Genomic DNA, 22,663 nt, shown 5'->3' on the forward strand with positions numbered 1-22,663 from the left:
TCTTATCCCCGTTTATTACCTTACAAGGTTAATCCTTATCTGCAGCCGGTGCATTTTTATCACCAGCCTTTTTGGCCAAAACCTGGTCTACATAGGTTTTATACATTACTTTCCAGTTTCGGCCGTTATTGTTAAAGTAGTCTTCTATCTTAGTTTTATATATTTTAAAAACGGTTGATATTTCCTCTACATTTTTATAATCAATAGCCTGCTCCCTGGCCTGTTTCAGGTTGGTTAATATAAATGCTTCCTCTGCTGGCTTCATATCGGGCACAATTGATTTATAGCCATTCATAGTGAACGCCACTTTACCAATGGTGTATTTATCAAGTATCAATTCCACCTGATCGTCATTTAAACATTGGCGAAGCCCTGCTATTAACGTTTCATGCACGGTTTTAGGAATAGTTGAGTCGACTATAAACTGTCTATCAGCCTTTGTGAACGTTTTGCCTGTTATGGGGTTCAGCCCTTCGGGTACAAGTGTATAAGCATGATTATTATGCCAGTCGCGCACCGCAGTTAAATGAGTTGTGATTATCGCTTTTACTTGCGAGGCTTTGGCTGTATCGGTAAGATTAAGCGCGGCCACAAATTGCTCTGCCTTTACATCCGGGTCTGATTTTGATTTGGCTGCAGTTTTCGTTTCGCATTTTGCAGTATTACCGGTTTGCGCATAAGAATTTAACGACACCATCATGGTGATAACTCCTGCAAAAATGATATAAGTTTTTTTCATCATTATTAAGTATAAAAGGTTTATCTGCAATTGGTTTACAGATGGCGAGTATTAACTATGGTAAAGTTATTTACTATTACTGCCTTAAATTAGAATGAATTATCAAATGAATGTACAATATTATCAAGTTGATGGTGATGGCATCAACAATAAAAGAAAGATGATATACATTTGAAATAACAAACCATATTATAGCTTTTTTCAAGGGCCGAAAAGCCAGTGAAACCCTTAAATAATTATTCAGCAATGATGAAAACGCAACGTTTAATAGCATCTGTTATCTTGTTTTCCTGTATCTTTTTTTCAGCTTCCCGATCAACTGCACAGGTTACGCTTGCTAACATTTTTACTGATGGCATGGTGTTGCAGCAGCAGTCGACCGTACCGGTTTGGGGTTGGGATAAACCCGGAACACATATCACGGCAACAACATCATGGAATAAAAAAACATATCAGGCTATAACCGATACAGCGGGGAAATTCATCTTGAAAATTACTACCCCGGTTGCGGGCGGCCCTTACCAATTAATTATCAGCGATGGTAAGCCATTAGTTTTAACTGATGTATTAATTGGCGAAGTATGGGTGTGCGCAGGTCAATCAAACATGGAAATACCGATGAAAGGTTTTAAAAGTCAGCCGATATTAAATTCAAACGAGGCCATTCTTAACTCAAAAAACCCGAATATCCGTTTATTTACCGTTCCAAGGGGATCAAAAACCACTTTACAAAAAGACATTAAACCAAGCCACTGGTTGCAGGCATCGCCTGAGACGGTAGCAAAATTTAGCGCTACCGGGTATTATTTTGGTAAATTATTGAATAAAATGCTGAATGTACCTATCGGGCTGATCAACTGCAATTATAGCGGCTCATCTATACAAGCCTGGATGGATCCGACCACTTTAAAGCCTTATTCTGAAATAAAGATACCCGCTCCAACTGATTCTATAAAAGAAGTAAGCCGCACCCCTACTACTTTATATAATGCCATGCTGCATGGCATTATCGGCTATGGGATAAAGGGCAGTATATGGTACCAGGGCGAATCGAACTACGATTTTCCGGCACAATACGATTCCCTGTTTGTAACCTTCGTTAAAGTCCTGCGCTCGAAATGGAACATTGGCGATTTCCCTTTTTATTATGCGCAGATAGCACCTTATGATTATGCACAACTACCGCCATACAACAAAGGCGGCAAATACAACTCGGCTTTTTTAAGGGATGTGCAGCGTTTGGATGAAGATAAGATACCAAATACAGGCATGGCTGTGCTAATGGATATTGGGGAACAAAGTACCATCCACCCACCCCGCAAAGAACAGGTTGGCTCTCGTTTGGCTTACCTGGCACTTGGCAAAACCTATGGCATACAAGGTTTCGGCTATCAGAGCCCGGCATACGAATCATTGAGCATAAAAGGTAGTGCAGCCATAGTAAAGTTCAAGAACGTAGCTAATGGCTTAACTTCGTTTTTAAAGGAAATAAATACGTTTGAAATTGCCGGTGCTGATAAGCATTTCTATCCCGCAAAGGCCCAGATTACCGGCAGTGCTGTAACAGTAAGCAGCGACCAGGTAAAAGAACCCGTAGCCGTGCGGTATGCTTTTAAGGACTTTGTTGTTGGCGATCTTTTTGGCACGGATGGGCTCCCGGTATCATCATTCCGTACTGATGACTGGGATTACGGCGTTCAGTAAAATTTAAGTAACGCCAAAAATCCGGTTTCCCGGACTTTTTGATAATAGGGGTTAATCCATTGACGGACCGCCACCCGGTCCACCACCACCCGGCGGAGGGCCGCCACCTCCTGGGCCGCCCGGACCATGATCACCCGGACCATGATCGCCCTGACCTTTACCCGCGTTCTTTTGTAAACGCAGGGTAAACGTAAGCATGTAGTATCGCCCTAAACGGTTAACATTAGTTTGGGTAACGTAATTACCATTTTGCGTACTGCTATAACCGGTATTTTGGTTAAACAAATCAAACGCCGATAACCTGAATGTGGCCAGTTTGCTCTTCAAAAACCTGCGCTCTATGTACGTATTAAGTATGTTAGGGTTTGTTGAACCTTTATAGTTGTAGTAGAACGTTTTGGTATAATCATAGCTTAATGTCCAATCCTTCCATACATAGTTCTTACCGGTGACACCCAAATTCCATGTTCTGAAATTATCATTGATCCCCGGCTGATTTAAAGAGTTCTGTGATGAGTTAATAGTATAGCTTGTATTCGGCTCCGCATCAATTACATCAGTTATGTCAACCCTAAAACGCAGGCCTTGTGTGTATACTAATGTTTTGGCGATGTTTTTCTCTGTGGCCATATCAAAAGTTGTCGCATCAACATTACTGATGTAGGAGATATTATTATTGTACGATATGTTACCTATAAAGAACAGGTTATACCTGCGGTTATCAAAAGGCTTAGCAAATACATAAAAGCCCGATGCTGAATAGTAACCATTGGCGTTCAAATATTGTGTGGCAATGGTATTTGACAGCTTGGTATTGGGTGTATAATTAGCCGGGTAAGTAATGGTATTGGCTACAATCTTATTATCGGTTTGTATGAAGGATAAATTACTGAAAAACACATTCCCGCTAGCAAAATCAAACTTGTTATACCGTAGCGAAAAGGTATTGTTAAACTCAGGTTTCAGATCCGGGTTACCGGTTATGGGGTATGAGGCATTCGAGAAATCGGTAACCGGTTGCAGTTCAGAAAAAGTAGGCGAATTAGTTGTACCCGTATAATTAGCGCTTAAGGTTTGCGAACGCGAAAAATTGTAAACGAAATGCGCGTCAGGTGTAAAATTAAAACTTGTTTTACTAGTTGAAAGGCCGGTAGTTGGCGAGTACCCATCAAGCGAAGTTGGCTGAGCAACTACACCTATTACATAGTTATACTTTTTCTCGATAAAGCGGTAATTGATACCGAACCTGTTGGTGGTAAGCGTAAAATTATAATTGTTACTTAGTAGCGGGTAGTTGTTTACTGAACCATCAGTAGCCAATGTATCAGTTACTTTATCAGCCACGCTGTAGGCGCGGTGATAAATATAATTCGCTTGAAAATATGACCTTTTGGTTAAAGGCTCGATATATGAAAATGAAGCACCCACGGTATCGGTGTGGCTGTTGGTATTAATAAACTGATCTAAAGGCGCGCTGGCAGCAGTATTTATATAGGTATATACCGGGTTATCATACGCCCTGCTTGTTGATCGGCCAACACCAAAGTTTACGCTAAAATCGCGGCCGTGGCTGTTAAAGCGGTGGTTATACAATACATTAATACCATAATTAGGCGCCGATGAGTTGCTTAATGTTTTATAGTTATAATTTGATAGCGTAGCGGTATCATTCGCCAGCAGATTTGAACCGGTTACCGATGTATTAACCCCTGCGTAGGAAAAGGAAGGGCTTATTTTAAAGTAGTTAATCGTATCCGGTTTGTATTCCATGTTAAAGGTAAATCTGTGATTGATCTTGGTATCCTGCTCCGTGCTTTTCAGCGTATTTGTACTTGGATCAGCTACTGAAATATTATTTTGCAGTGTTGAACTGGTGAGATTTACAGAGTTTGACGCAAAGCTATAGCTTCCATAAACCGTTAACTTTTTGCTCCATGAATCACGATAGTTGAAACCAATAGAACGAGCTGTTGTGATCCCGTCCGCAGGCTTTTGGCTCCCCGGAGGGCCAAAGTTAAACAGGCTGGTATTGGTATTATTAAGATTACCCAATACAGCTATCTGCCTGTCGCCGCTAAAGCTGAATAAGTTAGCTTGCCCTACAAACCGGTTCTGGTCTGTTGTACCGTCGATTTGCGGGATAGCATCCCGACCATCGCCTGCACTTAACTGGCCAAAATATCCATTGTTACGACTTGGTTTTATGTTTATATTCAATACGGTTTCCGGCTCGCCCGATTTAATGCCGGTTAAATTAGCCTGATCGCCATAATCATTTATCATTTGTACGTTTGATACCGCATCGGCAGGCAGATTTTGGGTAGCTGTTTTTATATCGCCACCAAAAAAGTCTTTCCCGTTCACCCTTACTTTACTCACCGTTTTACCCTGGAAAGTAACGTTGCCATTATTGTCTACATCAGCTCCTGGCAATTTCTTTATAACATCTTCAACCATTGCGCCATCACGTACTTTATATGCCGCAGCATTAAATTCAATAGTATCTTCCTTAATTTTAACAGGATTAACCGATATAATGTTAACTGTACTAAGCGTAGTGCTGGAGTTTTTTAGGATGATGGGCCTAAGTATTACCGGGGTAATCGCGTTATCCAGCATAATTCGGCGCCTGATGGGATCATACCCAATAGAGCTAATAACCAAACTGATCTGGCTCGCTTTTACAGATGGGAAAATAAAGGCGCCGTTTGCATCGGTGCCGGTTACAAGACTATCGGCGCCAGCTAATAATTTAACCGTAGCGCCCGGTATGGTTTGTTTTGTTGAATCAATAACTGTTCCTTTAATTACGCGGCCTGTTTGCCCATAACTTTGTACCGTTATTAATAAAATCAATATAGCTAAGTAATATTTGAGTTTCATACATCAAAGCAAGCTATTAGCTTAAACAGTAAAAAACGCAATAGACCGGCACCACTAAAACATAGACAGAGCCTTATTTTTATCCGTTTAAAAGTTTACATTTAGTTATAGAACTTTTTATAGACTATGCCTATCCTTTCATCGGTAAAAACGTACTGCTGAGCGGTTTCGGTTGATGTAAGCTATTATCATTTGTAATATTGCCAGTATGTTATTTCAAAAATCAAACAGCCGTTTAGTTGCTATACTTATACAAATACTGGTATGGCTGGTATTAGGATTGGCCATATTATTCTATCAGCCTTTTACAAGTGATATCGCTTTCCCTTACCAGTTATGGATAAAGCAGGCAATTGTTTTATTGATGCTGGCCGGTGCATATTATACAAACTCATTGGTATTAATGCCGCGGTTTCTTTTAAAAAACCATACAGGCTATTATCTTCTTTTTCTAATACTGATTATTGCAGTATTTTTAATTATTAATACCTATGCTGATGAATGGCTTAATTTGCATCAGTTAATTGAGATCGCTATAAGGCGCCACGGGCCGCCTAAACATCATGACGAGCGTTCACATTTTGATATTGTTACCCCTATTATGATCGCTTTGGTATTAGGTATTGGCACGAGTATTACTGCTATACAAAAATGGCAGGCTGATAAACAATCGCACATGATATTGCAGCAGGAAAAAACATCATCAGAGCTTTCCTTTTTAAAGGCGCAGATAAACCCGCACTTCTTTTTTAACACGCTCAATAACATTTACGCCCTTACTTATGCTGATGCGGAAACTTCAAGAAAGGCTATTCATCAATTATCGCGCATGATGCGTTATTTGCTGTATGATACACCGCAGGCCCATTCGCTTTTAAGTCAGGAAGTAACTTTTATAAAAGACTATATCAGTTTAATGCAGCTGAGATTAACCAATATGGTACAAATAAATTTTGAAGCACCTGAGCACCTGAATGACCTTCCTGTTGCATCAATGCTATTTTTGCCCTTTGTTGAAAATGCTTTTAAACATGGTGTTAGTGCCACTGAACCCAGCAATATCTATATAAATATAAAGCAGCAGGATAAACAGCTCGAACTGTCGGTAACAAATACCATTATCACCAATCAAAACTCCAATGTTGATGAATATGGTGGTATAGGGCTTAATAACACCAGGCGCAGGCTGCATTTATTATACCCCGGTAAACACAAACTGGTGATAACTCAATTAAATAAAACCAATGAATATAATGTTCATTTAACGCTTGATCTATCATGATATTAAACTGCATAGCTGTAGATGATGAACCGCTGGCATTAGGGCTGGTTTGTACTTTTATTGAACAAACGCCTTTTTTAAACCTTGTTGGCCGGTTTTCAAGCGCTGTAGAAGCGTTAAAGATCATCCATCAGCAAAAAATAGATCTTATATTTTTGGACATACAGATGCCCGATCTTAATGGCCTTGAACTGGCCCGTATACTCGATCATGGCAATAACCCCAATAGGCCCCGCATTATATTTACCACTGCCTATAACCAGTTTGCATTGGAAGGCTACAAGGTTGATGCGCTGGACTACCTGCTGAAACCATTTAATTACGAAGAATTTTTAAGGGCGGCACATAAGGCAATGGCTTATGCCGAACTGGTGAACAAACCAGCCCCTGCTCCTATAACCGAAAATGATGCCATTGAAAATGAATACTTATTTTTAAAGGTAGAATATCAACTGGTACGCATTGCGCTAAATGATATTGTGTACATAGAATCCTTAAAGGATTATGTTAAAGTGTGGCTGCAAAGCAGCGAGAAGGCCCTGCTTTCACTTACCAGCCTTAAATCTTTAGAAGAAAAATTACCGGCGAAGCGCTTTATGCGTATTCATCGTTCCTATATTGTATCTCTTGAGAAAATAAGCGCGATCACCCGTAATTCGGTACAAATAAATAAGCTGAATATAACTGTAGGTGATCAATACAAGGATGCCTTTAACCAGTTTGTAAGCAAGTGGAACTAGTATCGTATCAATCATAAAATGTCGTTAGTCATGAGCCTAAAGTCTTGAGTCAAAATTCAAAAAGAACGAAATCTGACTTTAGACTTACGACTAAAGACTGTTGACTTGATACTAGGTCAAAATGGGTGATTATAACTCTTCGCCTATTCAATCCCCCCATTCATCGATACTCGTCTTCTTTTAGCTAAAAAATGAACTATTATTGCAGTCTCATATGACAAATATTCTATTTGTTTATAATGATAAGGTTTAGGTTTAAGGCATCCAAACAGCGAGTGTAAGGATGCCTTTATTTTTTCTAAACCTGAATATTTATCCTACTGCTTTGTTCAGCGCTACAATAGCTGTTTTAAAATCTTCCCTGTCTATTAAAAACTGGATATTTACCTTACGCAATGCAAAGCCCGCACTTTTGATGTTGATCTCCTGTTTGGCTAATGCCGCCGCACTTTTAGCAAGTAAACCCGGCTGATCCATATTTGTTCCCAGCAAACAAACCATCGCTACCTTTTCTACAGTAACTTTTTCAAAGGCCTCTTCCAGATCTGTTATTAATTGCTGATCAAAATCCTGCTCCCATATTACAATAGAGATACTATTAGCGCTGGTAGCTTTAAAAGTATAGCTGATGTTATGCTTAGCGAACAACTTCATGATCTGCAAGTCACTGCCTACGTTGCCAACCATTAAAGGGTCGTAAATATCGATCATCAGGAGCTTATCAGTACCAGTGATCACCTCTACCCTTTTCAGCGCCGAGATATATTCACGGGTGATAAGTGTACCCGGGTGCGCCGGTTCAAAAGTATTTTTAATACGTAAATGGATCCCGTTTATTTCCAATGGCTTTGAAGCTTTGGGATGTATGGCTTCCATACCGACATCAGCAAGCTGGTCGGCAATATCATAATTTGTATAGCCAACAGGTTTGCAGCTTTCAAGGCCCACCATCGCAGGATCAGCTGTTGAAAGGTGATATTCTTTATGGATAATAGCCTCCTGTGGCTTTAACACCTCCGCTATCTTACTAAAAGTAACCTCTGAATAACCACGGTCGAATTCACGCATAATACCTTCGGTTCCTTTAGCGTAACCGGTAACGATGCAAATGCAATCTTTTAGTTCGATGCTTGAAAATGCTTCCTTTATACGCTGATCGATGGTAAATGCACGCTGATCATCAAAGCCGCTCAGATCAACCAAACGGGCGTTGATACCTTTGTGCTGTAATATTTGAGTAAGGTTGAAAGCCGAATGTGTCTCACCTATGGACGCCAGGATTTCACGGGCCGCCTGTAGTATCCCCTCTTTGCTCACATAGCCTGATGCCAGTATATTCACCAGGTTCTCCAAATAGGTTTGGGCACGGGCAACATGTTTTTCAATAAACGCATCGGCTACCGCCAGATCAAGCCCCAGTGCTTCATATTTTGTATTGATCTCTTTTAATTTAACAACCAGGTCGTGTAACGAATCATGAAAATCCTGATATTTGGCAATGCGGTGATAAACGCCCGGCTCACCTGTTTTTTTATTTTCAAGTAAAAGATTAGTCACCCCCGAAAATGCGGATACCACCAGCACCCGGTTATATATAGCCTTACCGCTTCTTTCAAATAAGATAATATTATCGATAACTTCCTGTAATGCACTCATCGAAGTGCCACCTATTTTCTCAACTGTTAGCATTAGTAAAAAACATTTTATCAGCGCCGAAGCTATTAAATTTATCTGTCATGTGCCAAATCAATGGTAATTTCTATGCTTTACATCTTCATTCCACCCATACTTTTATCATTCCCATTCTTAAATATAGCTTCGCTATTCAACAGGTAGGCGCCGTTGGTAACTACAATATCCCCGACGTTTAAACCTGAAATAACTGACACATAGTTTTGATTGCCATTACCGGGTTTTATCATTTTTGATGAAAAGCTGCCATCTGAATTTTTCACCCATACTTTGCTGCCATTGCCATCAGTTAAAACAGCCGAAGCTGGTACCGCCAAAGTATGGTTATTGCCGTTATTTATAGAAATATAAGCCAGCATTCCGGGCTGTATCAATCCCTGTGGATTAGGTATACTGATCCTTATCAAATTCACTTTTGACGCCTCAGACAGCTCAGGATTAACAAACTCAACTTTGCCATTAATAACCTGGTTACCCAGATCAGGAAACGAAACACTTACACGGTCATTTTCTTTATAATTTGCGGTTTCATTGGCATATAACTGTGCCTGTACCCATAAATTGTTTAATGCCTGCGTTTTCAGGATCGACATACCTTCGGTAACATAATCTCCCTCATGAACCGCTATCTCGTTAACGGTGCCAGTTACCTTGCTTAGTACGGTTGTAGTAGTAGATACTTTGCCCGAAGTTGCTAAAGCCTTTATTTGTGCCGGTGATAAGCCCCATAATTGTAATTTATGTTCAGCAGAGCTGATCAATTGCTGGTAATCTACATCGGGATTATGCAGTACTTTTTGCTGCTGTTTTGCCAGCAAATATTCCTTTTCTGCTTCCTGCAGGTCTTCACTATAAATAGAGTAAACAGGTTGCCCTATTGATATTTTTTCACCTATAGCACGCACAAATAATTGCTGTATGCGCCCGGCAATTCTCGCGCTCAATTCCTGTGCGGTGTTTTCATCGGTGGTTACCGTTCCGGTGAGTGTTTTTTCAGCACCTACATTTTCTTCCCGTACCGTATCTGTTTGAATACCGGCTAGCTGTAATTGAGTTGCTGTCAGCGTAATCTTATTTGCAGTCATACCACTCATTCCAGTTAATTCAACTTTAATGAGCTTCATGCCACAGATAGGACAATTACCCGGATGATCTTCATGTATTTGGGGGTGCATAGAGCAGGTATAGTAAAACTTGTTTTGAGTTTTAGCCGCTGCTGTAGTTTGTGGCTTTTGTTTACATGCTGCAAAGCCAAGCAGAAGCAGCAATGCCAATATTTTTATCTTATTCATTGCCTTTTGTTTTAATAAAGCTTTCACTGTCGGTTAAATATTGAGCGTTTGATGCCAGGCTATCAGTCACTACTAATCCCTTAGTGATCTGTATCTCACTCCCATTAATAACACCTGTACCTACCTGGTGCGCTTGAAATACAGGCCCATTTTTAAGCCAAACAATTTGTGTTCGTCCCAGGTCAATCACTGCCGAGCGGGGTATCCACAAACCACCTGTTTGCCCGGTTTGGATCTCAGCTTTTACAAGGCTGTTTACTTTCAGCTCATGATCCATGTTATCAATATACACCCTGATGCTTGTTGTTTTATCGCCATCGCGCAAGGTTGGTTCAATAAAATTCACCTTTGCATTGATTACCTTGCCGGGCATATCAGGCAGTGTGATTGTAACCTGCTGATTTAATTTTAGTGTTGAAACAGCCGATCTGTCAACCTTAATAATAGCCCAAAGCATGTGAGGATCAACCACATTAAACAAGGTTTGCCCCTGCTGAACATACATACCTTCCTTAATTGCCAGCGGCAGATTATTGGAAAAATCTGATGAGGATTGTTCATTTGTAGCCCCATCCATCTGGCTATGCGGCATATCATGCACATGGCCTTCATACGGACTATAAACCGGTAAGCTATAATAGGCATTGCCTGTTTTAACCACCTGGTTTACCTGGGTCGATGTCATGCCCAATAACAATAGTTTTTGACGGGCGGCATTAATTAAGCCGGTTTCCTGCGGGGAGTTTTTGGTGAGATAGATGAGATCCTGCTGGGCGGTAACCATATCCGGACTATAAATATCAAAAATACGTTCACCCCGATGGATCTCTTGAAAAGCATATTTGATATATAGCTTTTCTATCCGCCCCGAAAAACGTGATGCGATATTATTAAATGTGCGGGTATCAAAATCCAGATAACCTTGAGCTGAAATTGATGTAGGTACTTCCTTTTGCTCAGGTGTAATAGCGTTAACCGATGATATCACCAACGAATTAACGGGCTGCAAAACCGTACTTAAACTAATGCCCGAACCCTCACTCGCTTGGCCTGATTTTTTAACCAGTGTCATCCCGCAAATTGGGCAGCTGCCTGGGTGGTCTTCCAGTATTTGCGGATGCATGGGGCAGGTGTATTTAGCATTAGTGTTTATTTGTGCCGATGTAACAGTTGCCTGTTTATGGTTGTTACAAGCACTTATCAGTATAGCAATGGCGAAAAGCGCTATCGAAATACCTTTAATACTTTTCATTTTCTTTTTCATAAGTTACCTGTAGGGTTAATACTTCCTGTAAACGGTCTAATGCCTCCATACGGGCGGCTTGCAGGTCTTTAATGCCATCCAATACCGATGGCAGGTCGCCGGTATTTTGATCATAGGCCAGCAATGCCGTTTTATAGCCATTTTGTAATGCCGGTATTATATTATGCTGATAGTTATTGATCTGCCTTTTCTTGCTGTTCATATCCGCTTTTAAACCTGCCAATTGACCTTCGGCCTGGTTAAGCACATCCATCCTTTTCTGCTGCAATTCTTCAACTTCGTAGCGGATGCCTTTCAAATTGGCCTTGTATTCTTTTGATGCCCAGGGAACAATAGGTATAGTAACCGAAGCCATTAATACATATTGATTAGCAGAGCCCCCATAACTTATCATGTGCGCTGCCTGTATACCAAAATCGGGTTTACGTTTACTGTACTCCATTTGAGCATTTAACTGTTGCAGCTCTATGTTTCGGTTAATACCCTTAATATCACTGCGCTGATTTGCCAGCGCGGCCGTATCTGTTAAGGCTATTTCGTAATCCTTTAAAACATAATTGGTATCAACTATAAAAGCGGTTTGCTTATCCCGATTCATCAGCGTATTCAACATGATATTTTTTTGACTGATATCATCGTTCAGCTGCTCACGACTGTTATCCAGCGCATACAGTTCAGCTTTGGCTTTATAAATATTGCTTAATTTTTCCTTGCCATAGGTAAGGCGGATGTTGGCGTCCTTCAGCATATATTCCAGCAGCTTTTGCGTGTTTTGCAGTAAAGCCAGTTTCTTTTCCAACACCACCCTTTCATAATAATATTGTTTTGCTTGCGCGATGAGTTGATTCTTCTGGTAATTCTTGTCTTCCGAGGTTACTTTCGATACCCCCTGCATATATTCCTGCTTTGCTTTGAGTTTTGCCGGGTTGGTGAACATCTGCTCACCACTAATCATAAATGAACCCATATTCGGACTAAACTGATAAGGCACCTGGTATTGCCCGGCGCTGATCTTTGGCGCATCCAGATTTTTTGCCCCCGTAGCATAGGCATTCTGCGCGCTGATGCGGGCGTCATAAGCCTGCAATGCCGGGTTAGCGGTAACACGGGCTATAACACTATCCAGCGGCAAGCGTTGAACCTGCCCTTTTGCATGAGTTATAAAACTAATGCTAATGAGCGCTATATATATAAATTGATATTTCGTTTTCATGTTCTTATTCCTTTACATCCAATACTTCAAGCTTGCCATATTTTTTTTAGCTCGTATTCTTTCACCATTAAAAAAATGAGTGGCGTAACCAGTAAAATATGGGTTGAAGAAGTTAATACCCCCCCTATCATCGGCAGTACAATCGGCAGCATAACATCACTTCCTGTACCTGTCGACCATAATACCGGCACCAGACCAAATAACGCCACACAAACGGTCATTAATTTGGGGCGCAGACGTTTTACGGCGCCGTTCATCACGTAAATACGCAGGTCTTCACGGGTAATGGTTTCCTTTGAGTTTCCTTTCAGCGCGACTAACTGCTGCATGGCATCGTTCAGGTAGATCACCATAACTATACCCGTTTCCACCGCTATGCCAAACAAGGCAATAAACCCAACCGCTACTGCAACCGATAAGTGTACTCCGAAGAAATACACCATATAAGCCCCGCCAATGAGCGCGAACGGTATCGAGATCAAACTAAAAAATGCTTCCCGAATAGATTTAAAAGCGAAATACAGGCAGGTGAATATAATGACCAAAACAATGGGCAAAATCAGCTTTAAGGTATGCTGTGCGCGGATCAGGTTTTCATACTGGCCGCTCCACTCTACATAATAACCTTTGGGTAACGTTTTTACCATACTGTTCAGCCTGTCCTGCGCTTCTTTAACTGTGCTGCCCAGATCACGGTCGCGCACATTAAATAGCACTGTACCCCGCAATAAGGCATTTTCTGATTGTATCATGGCTGGGCCATCGCTTATCTTAATATCTGCCACAGATGATAGCGGAACAGGGCCAAATGATGGCGTTTGAACTAAAGTACGTTTGATCTCGTCAAGGTTATTCCGGTAATCCTGGGCCAAACGCAAATTCACGCTGAAACGCCTGCGGCCTTCAATTGTAGTTGTGAGATTCATACCGCCTAAAGTGCTTTCAACAACCTCGTTCACATCATCAACACTCAAACCGTAGCGGCCAATAGCATCTTTGTTTATCTGTATATCCAGATATTTACCGCCGGTTATCGGGTCGACATACAGATCCTTCACCCCATTTACGCCTTGTAAAGCCTGTTTCATTTGGTTAGATAAGGCATAGATAGTATCCAGATTCTGCCCGTAGATCTTTAAACCCACATCGGTACGGATACCTGTTGACAGCATGTTGATGCGATTAATAATAGGTTGCGTCCAGCCGTTTACTACGCCGGGGATTTGCAGTTTGGCGTTGAGCTCATTAACAATATCTTCCTTTTTAAGCCCCTTGCGCCATTCGCTCCGTGGTTTTAGCAGGATGATAGTTTCCACCATGCTGATGGGTGAATTATCGGTAGCCGTATTTGCCCGGCCGGCCTTACCTAACACATTGGCTACTTCGGGCACACTTTTAATGATCCTGTCCTGCACCTGCAGCAATTGCTTGGCTTCAGAATTGGAAATATCCGGCATAGTAACCGGCATAAACAGGATGGTACCTTCATCAAGCGGCGGCATAAACTCACTGCCTAAGCTTAATAAGAGCGGTATGCTGATAAGCAAGGCAACGATATTAATAGTCAATGTTGTTTTGCGCCAGGTAACACACCAGTTAAGTATGGGGCGGTAGATCTTTTCCAGTCCACGGGTTAATGGGTTACGGTCATCGGTCCTAAGTTTCCCTTTCAGAAAAAACGAGATCAGCACAGGGGCCAGCGTTACCGCTAAAATGGCATCAATGGCGAGGATGAACGTTTTTGTCCACGCCAGGGGGCCGAATAGCTTGCCTTCCTGCCCTTCCAGTAAAAATACCGGGAGGAATGAGGCGACAATAATCAGCGTTGAAAAAAACACGCCACGGCCCACCTGCTTGCAGGATGCTTCTATAATTTTTATTCTTTCTGCTGTGGTCATGATTTTTCTTTTTGTTGCGCGATGGATAAGTTCCGGTGCGAGTTTTCAACCATCACAATACCGTTATCTACAATAACCCCAATGGCTAACGCGATACCGGTTAATGACATAATATTTGAGCTGATACCAAAGGCATTCAGCAATATAAAGCTGGCGGCGATGGTAATAGGGATCTGGATAATAATACTCAAAGCGCTGCGCCAGCTAAACAGGAACAGAATCACGATAATGGATACCGTTATCATTTCCTCAATCAGCGTATGCTTTACGGAGTTCACCGCGCTCTCAATCAATTCACTGCGATCATAAGCTATTTTAAAGGTAACTCCGGGCGGCAGGCCCCTTTGAATGTCATTCATCTTGTCCTTTACCGCGTGGATCACTTTATCAGCATTCTCACCATAGCGCATCACTACAATACCGCCAACCGCCTCCCCTTCGCCGTTCTCATCAAATATGCCCAGTCGTTCATCGCCGCCCATTTGCACAGTACCTATATCCTTTATAGTTACCGGTATGGTATTGTTTACGCCGATGGGGATATTCTCTACATCTTGTAAAGATTTGATATAGCCTAGTCCGCGAACTATGTAGCCCGTACCGTTCATCTCAAACTTGCGGCCGCCTACATCATTGTTATTGCTTTTTACGGCCTTTAAAACCTGTGATAAGGGGATGTTATAGTAATTGAGCTTGTGCGGATCAACATTGATCTGGTATTGTTTTTCAAAACCACCGAATGAGGCTACCTCACTCACACCCGGCACGGTTTGCAGGCCAAGCTTTACGTACCAATCCTGTAAGGCACGCTGTTCACCAAGGTCTATCCCTTTGGCATTTAAGGTGTACCAGAGGATATGACCTACGCCTGTACCGTCGGGGCCTAAAGTCGGGGTAATACCTTCGGGTAATAATCGCTGCGCATAGTTCAGTCGTTCCAATACACGGCTGCGCGCCCAGTATACATCGGTATTATCCTCAAAAACTATATATACAAAGCTCATCCCAAACATGGATGTAGCCCTGATGGCTTTTACTTTGGGGATACCTTGCAGGTTGCTCACCAGCGGGTAAGTCACCTGGTCTTCCATAATCTGCGGACTGCGGCCCTGCCATTCGGTGAAAACGATCACCTGATTATCCGACAGGTCGGGTATGGCATCAATGGGGTTTTCCTTGACCGCATAAGCGCCCCATCCAAACAGGGCAACTGCGATAAGCAAAACGATATACCTGTTTTTTAACGACAGGGTAATAAGTTGATTAATCATCTTAAAAGTTTTATTAAGTCCGCTCCGCCAATTGCCGAGCGGACTTAAATGATTTTACATTTTCATTGCTGCTGGTTTTTTCTTGGCAGGATCAACCTTTACTAAGGTCATACTACAGTTTGGCTTAGGGCATTTGCCGGGTTTATCGCTCAAAACATCATGGTGCATTGGGCAGGTATATTGCACCTTTGCAACTTTTGCTTTTTTAGTTTTAGCGGTATCGGTTACCAAATTTGTTGAATGAGCAGCGAACACACTTGTGCCTGCAAAAAGAATGGCAATAGCCATTAAGGTTACTTTTTTCATGTTTATTGAAAAATTAAAAAATGGATAAATAGCATCAGACCCATAAAAGCCCTATGCCTTGATTATAAATTAAGATGATGGATTCAACTTGAATGATAGCCGTTTACAGACCGTAAAGGCTAATGCAGGAAAATACAGATCAGATTCTGTAGGTACAATTGAGGGTATATACGGGTATAATTGAATGTCCCGGTGGGGCATTTCCCTTGTATACTATTTTGGTGTGTAACAGGCTAACAACGGCTTCATTGTTCAGGCTGATAAAAGATGGAACTATCGCGGGTGCGGGATGGCTTAAAGATAATGCGGTACTGTTAAAGTGGTTGTCGTTTATCTTTAAGCTTTGTTTTTCGTGACGACAGCATTTGTTCTTATCAACTTGTTTACTGGAGTTATCCTCGCCATAAGTTAACGTAACTGAAGCCAGTTTACCACAGCAATAAAAACGGTTTATACCCATACCCACACAGGATAGCAGATATATAACCGTTAATAAAATGAGTGTGGTACGTTTCATATAATAATACGAAGATATTGAATTTTTAAATTACAAATAGCTACTTATTTACTTACCGGGTTTAAAGTAGCAGTAGTTCTGCCGCAATCCAGCATTTTTTTACCTAAATATGGATTTTTAATGGCTGTTGATTCGCTTAGCCAGGTAGCTTTCTTCATAGGGCAATATTGTTGATATACTACGGTGCTATTCAATTTTAAACCTTTTATCACCTCATACATATTTTTTGAGAGGCTGGTAAAGTGCTCGCGTTGATGGTCAATGGCAGTACTTTCGCTAATGTGCCTGCTATCAAACTGGAGCTTATCAGTATAAGCCATCCATATTTTATGTTGATCAGGGTTTAGCTTGTCCATTGGTACAGCGTTAACCGCAGTAAATAGCTCTTTTGCTTTACTTTGTGCGGCGCTGCTATTGTCGCCAGCTAATGCGTCTTTAACACCATAGTAGGCTGTGAGCACATTATTAATTGCAGTGTTTGCTGTTACGCTCTGCGCTATTACTGTTGAAAAGGGTATCAATAATAATAGTGCAATAAATATGGATCTGGTAGTTTTCATGCGTTTTAATTATTTAACGGGTATTATTAATTTATAGTCTGTCGAGCGATTTACGGCTCTTAAATTTATTTGTTTTATACTGACTGGGCGTTAACCCGGTTATACTTTTAAACTGGGCCGATAAATGCGCGCTGCTGCTGTAGCCCATCTGGTAAGCTATCTCATTCAGGTTTAGTTCACCGTATTCCAATAGCTCTTTTATTTTTTCCACCTTTTGCCCAATTATAAACCGCTCAATAGTTGTATCCTGCGAATTGGAGAATAAACGGCTCAAATGTGCATAATCCTTTCCTAATTTACTGGCGATCAGGTCTGAATAAGAAACCTTAATTTCCGACAGATCTGAATGATGTACCAGTTCAACAACCACATTTTTAATAGCCTCAACCGTTTTATCCATCTCCTTACTAATCAGCTCAAAGCCCGAAACTTTCAGGTTTGCTGCAATCATTTGCAATTGCTCCTCAGTTGGTTCGGGTGTGACCTCGGCCTGCCCTAAGGCAACGAGTTTAACCGTAAAACCCAGGCTTTCCAATTGCTGCCCTACAATCATTTTACAGCGGTCGCACACCATGTTTTTTATATGTATCAGCATTAGCAAATTATTTGCGCAAAATTAGCGCTTATTTCATGCTTTTACGTCCCCAATAAAAATAGATGACAGAAACAGGTATAAAGAACAGGTTTAGCCAGGTTTGATAGTTCCATTCAAAATGTTCAGTAGCCATTTGCATTCCACTGGCAGATGATTTTGGTATCCAATGCAAAGCGGCAAACGAATAATCCAAAAACAATGAGGTGGCGAAAATGCTAACTACCAGTATACCTAATAAATACCACATAGTTTTATTGCCATAATATTTACGGAATACCATCAGCATAGGAATAGTAACCAGATCAGACAATATAAATGCGATAACCCCGCCAAATGATATCCCACCTTTCCACAATACAGCAGCCATTACAATATTACCTACTGAACAAACAAAGGCAAAAATGGCAATTACTATCCCTACTATCGCGTTCCAGCTTAATACTACAAAATGCGGCAGTGAACTGTTCCCGGTTAAAAATAAACCTTTCCAGAAAGCATCAGGCACTAAAACCATTAAAATGGAAGCTACTACAAGTCCGATAAGTATATCCTTACCCACCATGGTTACATCCATATAATAATGACCGCTGGCAGTTTTTAGTTTGGAGAACAGATTCGATTTGTCTGCATGATCGTCTTTTTTATCCATTTTCATATCATGCTGGCAGCAGGAACTTTTGGTTTCCATGTGATGATGCGCATGCGGATCATCAGACGTTTTGCCTTCGGATGCGGCTATATTTTCTTTAGCTTCTTCCTTTACTTTTGATGGAAAGAACCTGCTGATGAGTATAGCGGAAATGATAATAAAAAATAGCCCACCTATTACTTCGCCACCAAAAAATGCCCAGCCTAATAGTGATACTATAACGATAAATATTTCGAAGACTAAATTGGTGCTGGCCACCATAAATGCTACCGCGTTTGACCATGTAGAACCTTTTATCATCAGTGTACGCGCCATTGATGCCGCGGCATAAGAACAGGAAGAAGATATGGCACCGAAAAGAGTAGAAAGACCCAAAGCGGCTATCGAGTCCTTACCCAAACGTGCTGAAATACTTTCGGTAGATACAAATGCCCTTATTAATGATGACAGAATAAACCCTAATGCAAGCCCCCAGTATATATCCCAAACCATAAAAGCCAATTCGGTTAAAATGTTTGTTATTACGCTCATATAAATTCATTTATTGTAATACAAAATTACCCCAGCCCTGCTTTTTAAATTTACAGTTTAACGTATTTAATTTATAGGATTATGATATTATAATTGTTTCATTAGATTTGTTTATACAGAAGATCAATTATAACGATGCGATTTTGCTTATCCGATAATTCAATCACTTGGTAAGTAAATAGAGCTGAACATTTAACACATTTCAACAATGGCTACAAATCAAGGCCGCCGGTCGGCTATACGGAATATGATTGCAGGTACTGCGGCAATAGGCGCATCGGGTGTGCTAGCCTCTTTTGCTGAACCTACAAAAATTAACACAATGAATAATAAGTTAAAAGGTAATATAAACCACTCCGTTTGCAGATGGTGCTATGCCGATATACCGCTCGACCAGCTTTGCGCTGCAGCTAAAGATATGGGCATTAAATCTATTGATCTTGTTGGACCAAAAGAATGGCCTACCTTACAGCAATATGGCCTCTATTCAGCCATGTGCAATGGTGCGGAGATAAATTTGACTGATGGTTTTAATGATAAAACTTTTCATGAAACACTCATCAAAAATTATTCGGAAATGATACCGCTGGTGGGTAAAGCCGGCTATAAAAACCTGATATGCTTTAGTGGAAGCCGCCGTGGTAAAAGCGATGAAACAGGTTGGAATAATTGCGCAGAGGGCTTAAAACAATTAATGCCGCTGGCCGAAAAGCACGGTGTAATATTGGTTATGGAACTGCTCAACAGTAAAGTTAATCATAAGGATTACCAATGCGACAGGACAGCGTGGGGTGTTGAACTGGTTAAACGTGTGGGCTCAGATAACTTCAGGTTATTGTACGACATATACCACATGCAGATTGATGAGGGCGATGTGATCAGGACCATAACTGATAACCACGAATATATTGCCCATTACCACACCGGCGGCGTACCCGGCAGAAACGAGATAGACGAAACACAGGAGCTATTTTACCCGGCGGTAATGAAAGCAATTGTGGCAACAGGCTTCAAAGGCTATGTTGCCCAGGAGTTTATTCCTAAACACGCAGATAAATTGGCTTCCTTAAAACAAGGGATACTGATATGTGATGTGTAAAGGCCTGTTTTCCTTACCGCTTCAATAGTCGACTCACCCGGTCTTCGCTCAGCCGCTCGACCTGCCCTCTCTGCCGTAAACGGTAAAGAGGGCGAGCTCATTCATTTATTTTTCCACCCTCTTTACGCTTTAACGTAGAGAGGGGCGACCAGCGCAGCGAAGTCGGGGTGAGTCAAACTCGCCGACATGCCGCTATTTCTTTTTTAATTCATTTTTTACTCTAAAAAAGACACTTCCCTTCCCATTGCTCTACATTTAATTATTATTAAAATTTATACTATTGGTATATTATCAAAATAATATCTACTTTTAAATAAATGGGCTAATAATAAGCAACTTATCAGTTGTAATTATTGAAATTTATGCCCGTGTAAATTACCAGACCATCACAACCTTTAATATAAACTACCTCGTATAATATAATTTACTGTACTGCTTTTAAAGAATTGAAATTATTTACTGATTTTAAATTGTTTTACCGTGCACCAGTTCGACCTATACCCATTTACTTCATTTGACGGTTTTAAATGCAATCTGTGGCGATTAAAAACCGACAGGCCAACACCCAAAGGCCCTGTATTATTGGTGCATGGGGCGGGTGTAAAAAGCAATATATTTAATGCCCCTAATGACAAAAACATACTGGATTCTCTATCCGAAGATGGCTATGATGTTTGGCTAGAGAACTGGCGGGGTAGTATGCTCTGTACTCCCAACCAATGGAACCTGGAAATAGTTGCCGATAACGACCATCCAGCTGCCGTCCAGGAGATATGCAGGCTTACAGGTTATGCCACAATAAAGGCTATTATCCATTGCCAGGGCTCAACAAGCTTTATGATCTCTGTATTAAAGGGGCTGGTGCCGCAGGTTACTACTATTGTAAGCAACGCGGTTTCGCTACACCCGGTGGTATCGGATGCTTCACAGTTTAAGTTGAATAGTTTGGTTCCGGTGGTTAAACTCATGACCAGCTATCTTAACCCTCATTGGGGAGATGACGCTCCTGATTTCAAGGCAAAACTATTCCGCTCGATTGTAAAATTAACGCACTGGGAAAACGATACCGATGTAGGCAAGTTTGTAAGTTTTACCTATGGTGTGGGTCACCCTGCCTTATGGGAACTGGATAATCTATCGAACACAACTAAAAACTGGATACGGGGAGAATTTGGCTATGTGCCGATGTCGTTTTTCGATCATATTACCAAATGTATAGCAGCAGGCGCGCTGGTATCGGCAGATGGTAAGATCAATTATGCTTCTGAAAAACCGGCAACACAGGCACGCTTTGCCTTTTTCGCCGGAAGGCTTAATAAATGTTTTTCCTATGAAAGCCAGGTAAATACTTATAACTATTTCAACGCGTATCGCCCCAACTATCACAAGCTATATGTTTATGACACCTACAGTCACCTGGATATTTTTATGGGAAAGGATGCTTATAAAGACATTTTTCCGGCAATGATCTATGAATTAAACAACTAAACCAATTACCATGGGAATACCTGATAGAATTAAGAACTATACCGGCCGTTATGCATTGGTTGATGATGTGCCCTTTAAAATGCCGGTAGCCACCGAAAATTCACCTGCATTAATGGCTGCTTTTTTATGCGATTACGATAAGGCAAACGCCTTACTGCCCGGTAACGAGCTGCACGCGGTAAAGTACCATAATGGCAAAGCCATATTTATGGTTACCGTAATAAATTACCTGCATACCAACATAGGTAAATATATCGAATATAGCATAGGCATTGCCTGTACCAGGGGCCCAAAACCAGCGCCCAGAATGCTACCTGCTTTATTTACCAGTCACTACAACACCGGGCAATATATACTTGAACTCCCTGTAAGCAGCGAAATATCAGTTAAAGGCGGCAAAGGCATATGGGGAATGCCTAAGCATAAGGCCAGTCTTGATTTTATTATCACTGATGATAAAGTATCGGCCCAATATGAGCTGAATGGCCACTTCGCTTTCAGGATAGAGATTGATAAACCGGCTAAATGTAATTTTCCGCTGAATGTGGGCTCAGTAAACTATAGTCATTTTCGCAATATGCTGATGGCATCTAACATCTATTTCAAAGCTAAAGCAGGTATAAGAATGGGTAAAAACGCCAAAGGCAGTTTATTTATCGGGGATCATAAACGTACCGGCTATATGCGTGATTTGGGAATTGAAAGCAGCCCGCTTTTTACTGCATTTATGCCGCATGCCAATGGTGTGCTCGACGATCATTTTGAGTGCTGGTTTATCACCTATAAAGATAAACCTCAAAAAGTAACACCCGAAGGCTTTGCAAGCGTGATAAACATGGGTTTGAGTGAAGACTGGCTGCCCGCACCGAGCATCACCGATTACCAGCAATTTAAGATATAAATCTCTAAACTATTATGAATTTATTAAACGACCTATCCT

At 41.2% G+C, this 22,663-nt stretch carries 18 protein-coding genes and 1 pseudogene; 6 read left to right on the forward strand and 13 right to left on the reverse strand.

Annotated elements, in window-relative coordinates:
• Window positions 1–28: 28 nt before the first annotated feature.
• Window positions 29–742, reverse strand: coding sequence for a DUF3826 domain-containing protein (locus BLU33_RS13125; protein ID WP_232009270.1), 714 nt, complete (start codon window positions 740–742; stop codon window positions 29–31).
• Between the two features lie 243 nt (window positions 743–985).
• Here BLU33_RS13125 and BLU33_RS13130 point away from each other — a divergent pair, with 243 nt between their 5' ends.
• The gene (locus tag BLU33_RS13130; protein ID WP_232009271.1) at window positions 986–2,443 is read left to right on the forward strand and encodes a sialate O-acetylesterase; all 1,458 of its coding nucleotides are present in this window, start codon (window positions 986–988) and stop codon (window positions 2,441–2,443) included.
• A 51-nt stretch (window positions 2,444–2,494) separates the two neighbouring features.
• Here BLU33_RS13130 and BLU33_RS13135 read toward each other — a convergent pair whose 3' ends face one another.
• Window positions 2,495–5,326, reverse strand: coding sequence for a TonB-dependent receptor (locus BLU33_RS13135; RefSeq protein ID WP_091373476.1), 2,832 nt, complete (start codon window positions 5,324–5,326; stop codon window positions 2,495–2,497).
• Window positions 5,327–5,534: 208 nt separating this feature from the next.
• Between BLU33_RS13135 and BLU33_RS13140 the strand changes: the two genes are divergently transcribed.
• Complete coding sequence (locus BLU33_RS13140; protein ID WP_091373478.1) at window positions 5,535–6,608, forward strand: sensor histidine kinase; 1,074 nt, start codon at window positions 5,535–5,537, stop codon at window positions 6,606–6,608.
• Window positions 6,605–7,348 (forward strand): LytR/AlgR family response regulator transcription factor, encoded by a 744-nt coding sequence (locus BLU33_RS13145; protein WP_091373481.1) that lies wholly within the window; start codon window positions 6,605–6,607, stop codon window positions 7,346–7,348. Before BLU33_RS13140 ends, BLU33_RS13145 begins: the two co-directional genes overlap by 4 nt.
• Window positions 7,349–7,660: 312 nt before the next feature.
• Here BLU33_RS13145 and BLU33_RS13150 read toward each other — a convergent pair whose 3' ends face one another.
• The 11 genes and pseudogenes from BLU33_RS13150 to BLU33_RS13200 form a co-directional block, all read right to left on the reverse strand.
• Complete coding sequence (locus tag BLU33_RS13150; protein ID WP_091373485.1) at window positions 7,661–9,037, reverse strand: aspartate kinase; 1,377 nt, start codon at window positions 9,035–9,037, stop codon at window positions 7,661–7,663.
• 77 nt (window positions 9,038–9,114) lie between these two features.
• Window positions 9,115–10,332 carry an efflux RND transporter periplasmic adaptor subunit gene (locus tag BLU33_RS13155; protein WP_091373488.1) on the reverse strand — a complete coding sequence of 406 codons (1,218 nt, stop codon included), beginning with the start codon at window positions 10,330–10,332 and terminating at the stop codon, window positions 9,115–9,117.
• Window positions 10,325–11,584, reverse strand: coding sequence for an HlyD family efflux transporter periplasmic adaptor subunit (locus BLU33_RS13160; protein ID WP_172829251.1), 1,260 nt, complete (start codon window positions 11,582–11,584; stop codon window positions 10,325–10,327). Before BLU33_RS13160 ends, BLU33_RS13155 begins: the two co-directional genes overlap by 8 nt.
• Window positions 11,571–12,809 carry a TolC family protein gene (locus BLU33_RS13165; protein WP_091373496.1) on the reverse strand — a complete coding sequence of 413 codons (1,239 nt, stop codon included), beginning with the start codon at window positions 12,807–12,809 and terminating at the stop codon, window positions 11,571–11,573. The genes BLU33_RS13160 and BLU33_RS13165 overlap by 14 nt, the downstream gene beginning before the upstream one ends.
• Before the next feature lie 4 nt (window positions 12,810–12,813).
• Window positions 12,814–14,707 (reverse strand): annotated as a pseudogene (locus BLU33_RS13170) (efflux RND transporter permease subunit).
• On the reverse strand, window positions 14,704–15,978 hold the full coding sequence (locus tag BLU33_RS13175) for an efflux RND transporter permease subunit (protein ID WP_091373501.1): 1,275 nt from the start codon (window positions 15,976–15,978) through the stop codon (window positions 14,704–14,706). Before BLU33_RS13175 ends, BLU33_RS13170 begins: the two are co-directional and overlap by 4 nt.
• Before the next feature lie 54 nt (window positions 15,979–16,032).
• Complete coding sequence (locus BLU33_RS13180) at window positions 16,033–16,284, reverse strand: heavy metal-binding domain-containing protein (RefSeq protein WP_091373504.1); 252 nt, start codon at window positions 16,282–16,284, stop codon at window positions 16,033–16,035.
• A gap of 139 nt (window positions 16,285–16,423) precedes the next feature.
• Entirely contained in the window at window positions 16,424–16,801 is a 378-nt protein-coding gene (locus BLU33_RS13185; RefSeq protein ID WP_091373508.1) for an HYC_CC_PP family protein, read from the reverse strand.
• A gap of 44 nt (window positions 16,802–16,845) precedes the next feature.
• Window positions 16,846–17,361, reverse strand: a complete 516-nt coding sequence (locus BLU33_RS13190; protein ID WP_091373511.1) for a DUF3347 domain-containing protein — start codon at window positions 17,359–17,361, stop codon at window positions 16,846–16,848.
• 31 nt (window positions 17,362–17,392) lie between these two features.
• Window positions 17,393–17,956, reverse strand: coding sequence for a helix-turn-helix domain-containing protein (locus tag BLU33_RS13195; protein WP_091373514.1), 564 nt, complete (start codon window positions 17,954–17,956; stop codon window positions 17,393–17,395).
• A gap of 28 nt (window positions 17,957–17,984) precedes the next feature.
• Window positions 17,985–19,136 (reverse strand): permease, encoded by a 1,152-nt coding sequence (locus BLU33_RS13200; RefSeq protein WP_091373517.1) that lies wholly within the window; start codon window positions 19,134–19,136, stop codon window positions 17,985–17,987.
• A 208-nt stretch (window positions 19,137–19,344) separates the two neighbouring features.
• On the opposite strand from BLU33_RS13200, the gene BLU33_RS13205 reads away from it, so the two are divergent.
• The 3 genes from BLU33_RS13205 (at window position 19,345) to BLU33_RS13215 (ending at window position 22,624) form a co-directional block, all read left to right on the forward strand.
• Window positions 19,345–20,235 (forward strand): hydroxypyruvate isomerase family protein, encoded by an 891-nt coding sequence (locus tag BLU33_RS13205; RefSeq protein WP_091373521.1) that lies wholly within the window; start codon window positions 19,345–19,347, stop codon window positions 20,233–20,235.
• A gap of 480 nt (window positions 20,236–20,715) precedes the next feature.
• Complete coding sequence (locus tag BLU33_RS13210) at window positions 20,716–21,723, forward strand: alpha/beta hydrolase family protein (protein WP_091373524.1); 1,008 nt, start codon at window positions 20,716–20,718, stop codon at window positions 21,721–21,723.
• 10 nt (window positions 21,724–21,733) lie between these two features.
• A complete protein-coding gene (locus BLU33_RS13215; RefSeq protein ID WP_091373527.1) occupies window positions 21,734–22,624 on the forward strand; it encodes an acetoacetate decarboxylase family protein in 891 nt (296 codons plus the stop codon).
• Window positions 22,625–22,663 lie beyond the last annotated feature (39 nt).

This window comes from Mucilaginibacter mallensis, assembly GCF_900105165.1.
GTDB classification, from domain to species: domain Bacteria; phylum Bacteroidota; class Bacteroidia; order Sphingobacteriales; family Sphingobacteriaceae; genus Mucilaginibacter; species Mucilaginibacter mallensis.

Excerpts from the sequence above, each read along its gene's own strand:
- BLU33_RS13125 (WP_232009270.1), bottom strand. The coding sequence starts at position 742 with ATGATGAAAAAAACTTATATCATTTTTGCAGGAGTTATCACCATGATG.
- BLU33_RS13130 (WP_232009271.1), top strand. The coding sequence starts at position 986 with ATGATGAAAACGCAACGTTTAATAGCATCTGTTATCTTGTTTTCCTGT.
- BLU33_RS13135 (WP_091373476.1), bottom strand. The coding sequence starts at position 5,326 with ATGAAACTCAAATATTACTTAGCTATATTGATTTTATTAATAACGGTA.
- BLU33_RS13140 (WP_091373478.1), top strand. The coding sequence starts at position 5,535 with ATGTTATTTCAAAAATCAAACAGCCGTTTAGTTGCTATACTTATACAA.
- BLU33_RS13145 (WP_091373481.1), top strand. The coding sequence starts at position 6,605 with ATGATATTAAACTGCATAGCTGTAGATGATGAACCGCTGGCATTAGGG.
- BLU33_RS13150 (WP_091373485.1), bottom strand. The coding sequence starts at position 9,037 with ATGCTAACAGTTGAGAAAATAGGTGGCACTTCGATGAGTGCATTACAG.
- BLU33_RS13155 (WP_091373488.1), bottom strand. The coding sequence starts at position 10,332 with ATGAATAAGATAAAAATATTGGCATTGCTGCTTCTGCTTGGCTTTGCA.
- BLU33_RS13160 (WP_172829251.1), bottom strand. The coding sequence starts at position 11,584 with ATGAAAAGTATTAAAGGTATTTCGATAGCGCTTTTCGCCATTGCTATA.
- BLU33_RS13165 (WP_091373496.1), bottom strand. The coding sequence starts at position 12,809 with ATGAAAACGAAATATCAATTTATATATATAGCGCTCATTAGCATTAGT.
- BLU33_RS13175 (WP_091373501.1), bottom strand. The coding sequence starts at position 15,978 with ATGATTAATCAACTTATTACCCTGTCGTTAAAAAACAGGTATATCGTT.
- BLU33_RS13180 (WP_091373504.1), bottom strand. The coding sequence starts at position 16,284 with ATGAAAAAAGTAACCTTAATGGCTATTGCCATTCTTTTTGCAGGCACA.
- BLU33_RS13185 (WP_091373508.1), bottom strand. The coding sequence starts at position 16,801 with ATGAAACGTACCACACTCATTTTATTAACGGTTATATATCTGCTATCC.
- BLU33_RS13190 (WP_091373511.1), bottom strand. The coding sequence starts at position 17,361 with ATGAAAACTACCAGATCCATATTTATTGCACTATTATTATTGATACCC.
- BLU33_RS13195 (WP_091373514.1), bottom strand. The coding sequence starts at position 17,956 with ATGCTGATACATATAAAAAACATGGTGTGCGACCGCTGTAAAATGATT.
- BLU33_RS13200 (WP_091373517.1), bottom strand. The coding sequence starts at position 19,136 with ATGAGCGTAATAACAAACATTTTAACCGAATTGGCTTTTATGGTTTGG.
- BLU33_RS13205 (WP_091373521.1), top strand. The coding sequence starts at position 19,345 with ATGGCTACAAATCAAGGCCGCCGGTCGGCTATACGGAATATGATTGCA.
- BLU33_RS13215 (WP_091373527.1), top strand. The coding sequence starts at position 21,734 with ATGGGAATACCTGATAGAATTAAGAACTATACCGGCCGTTATGCATTG.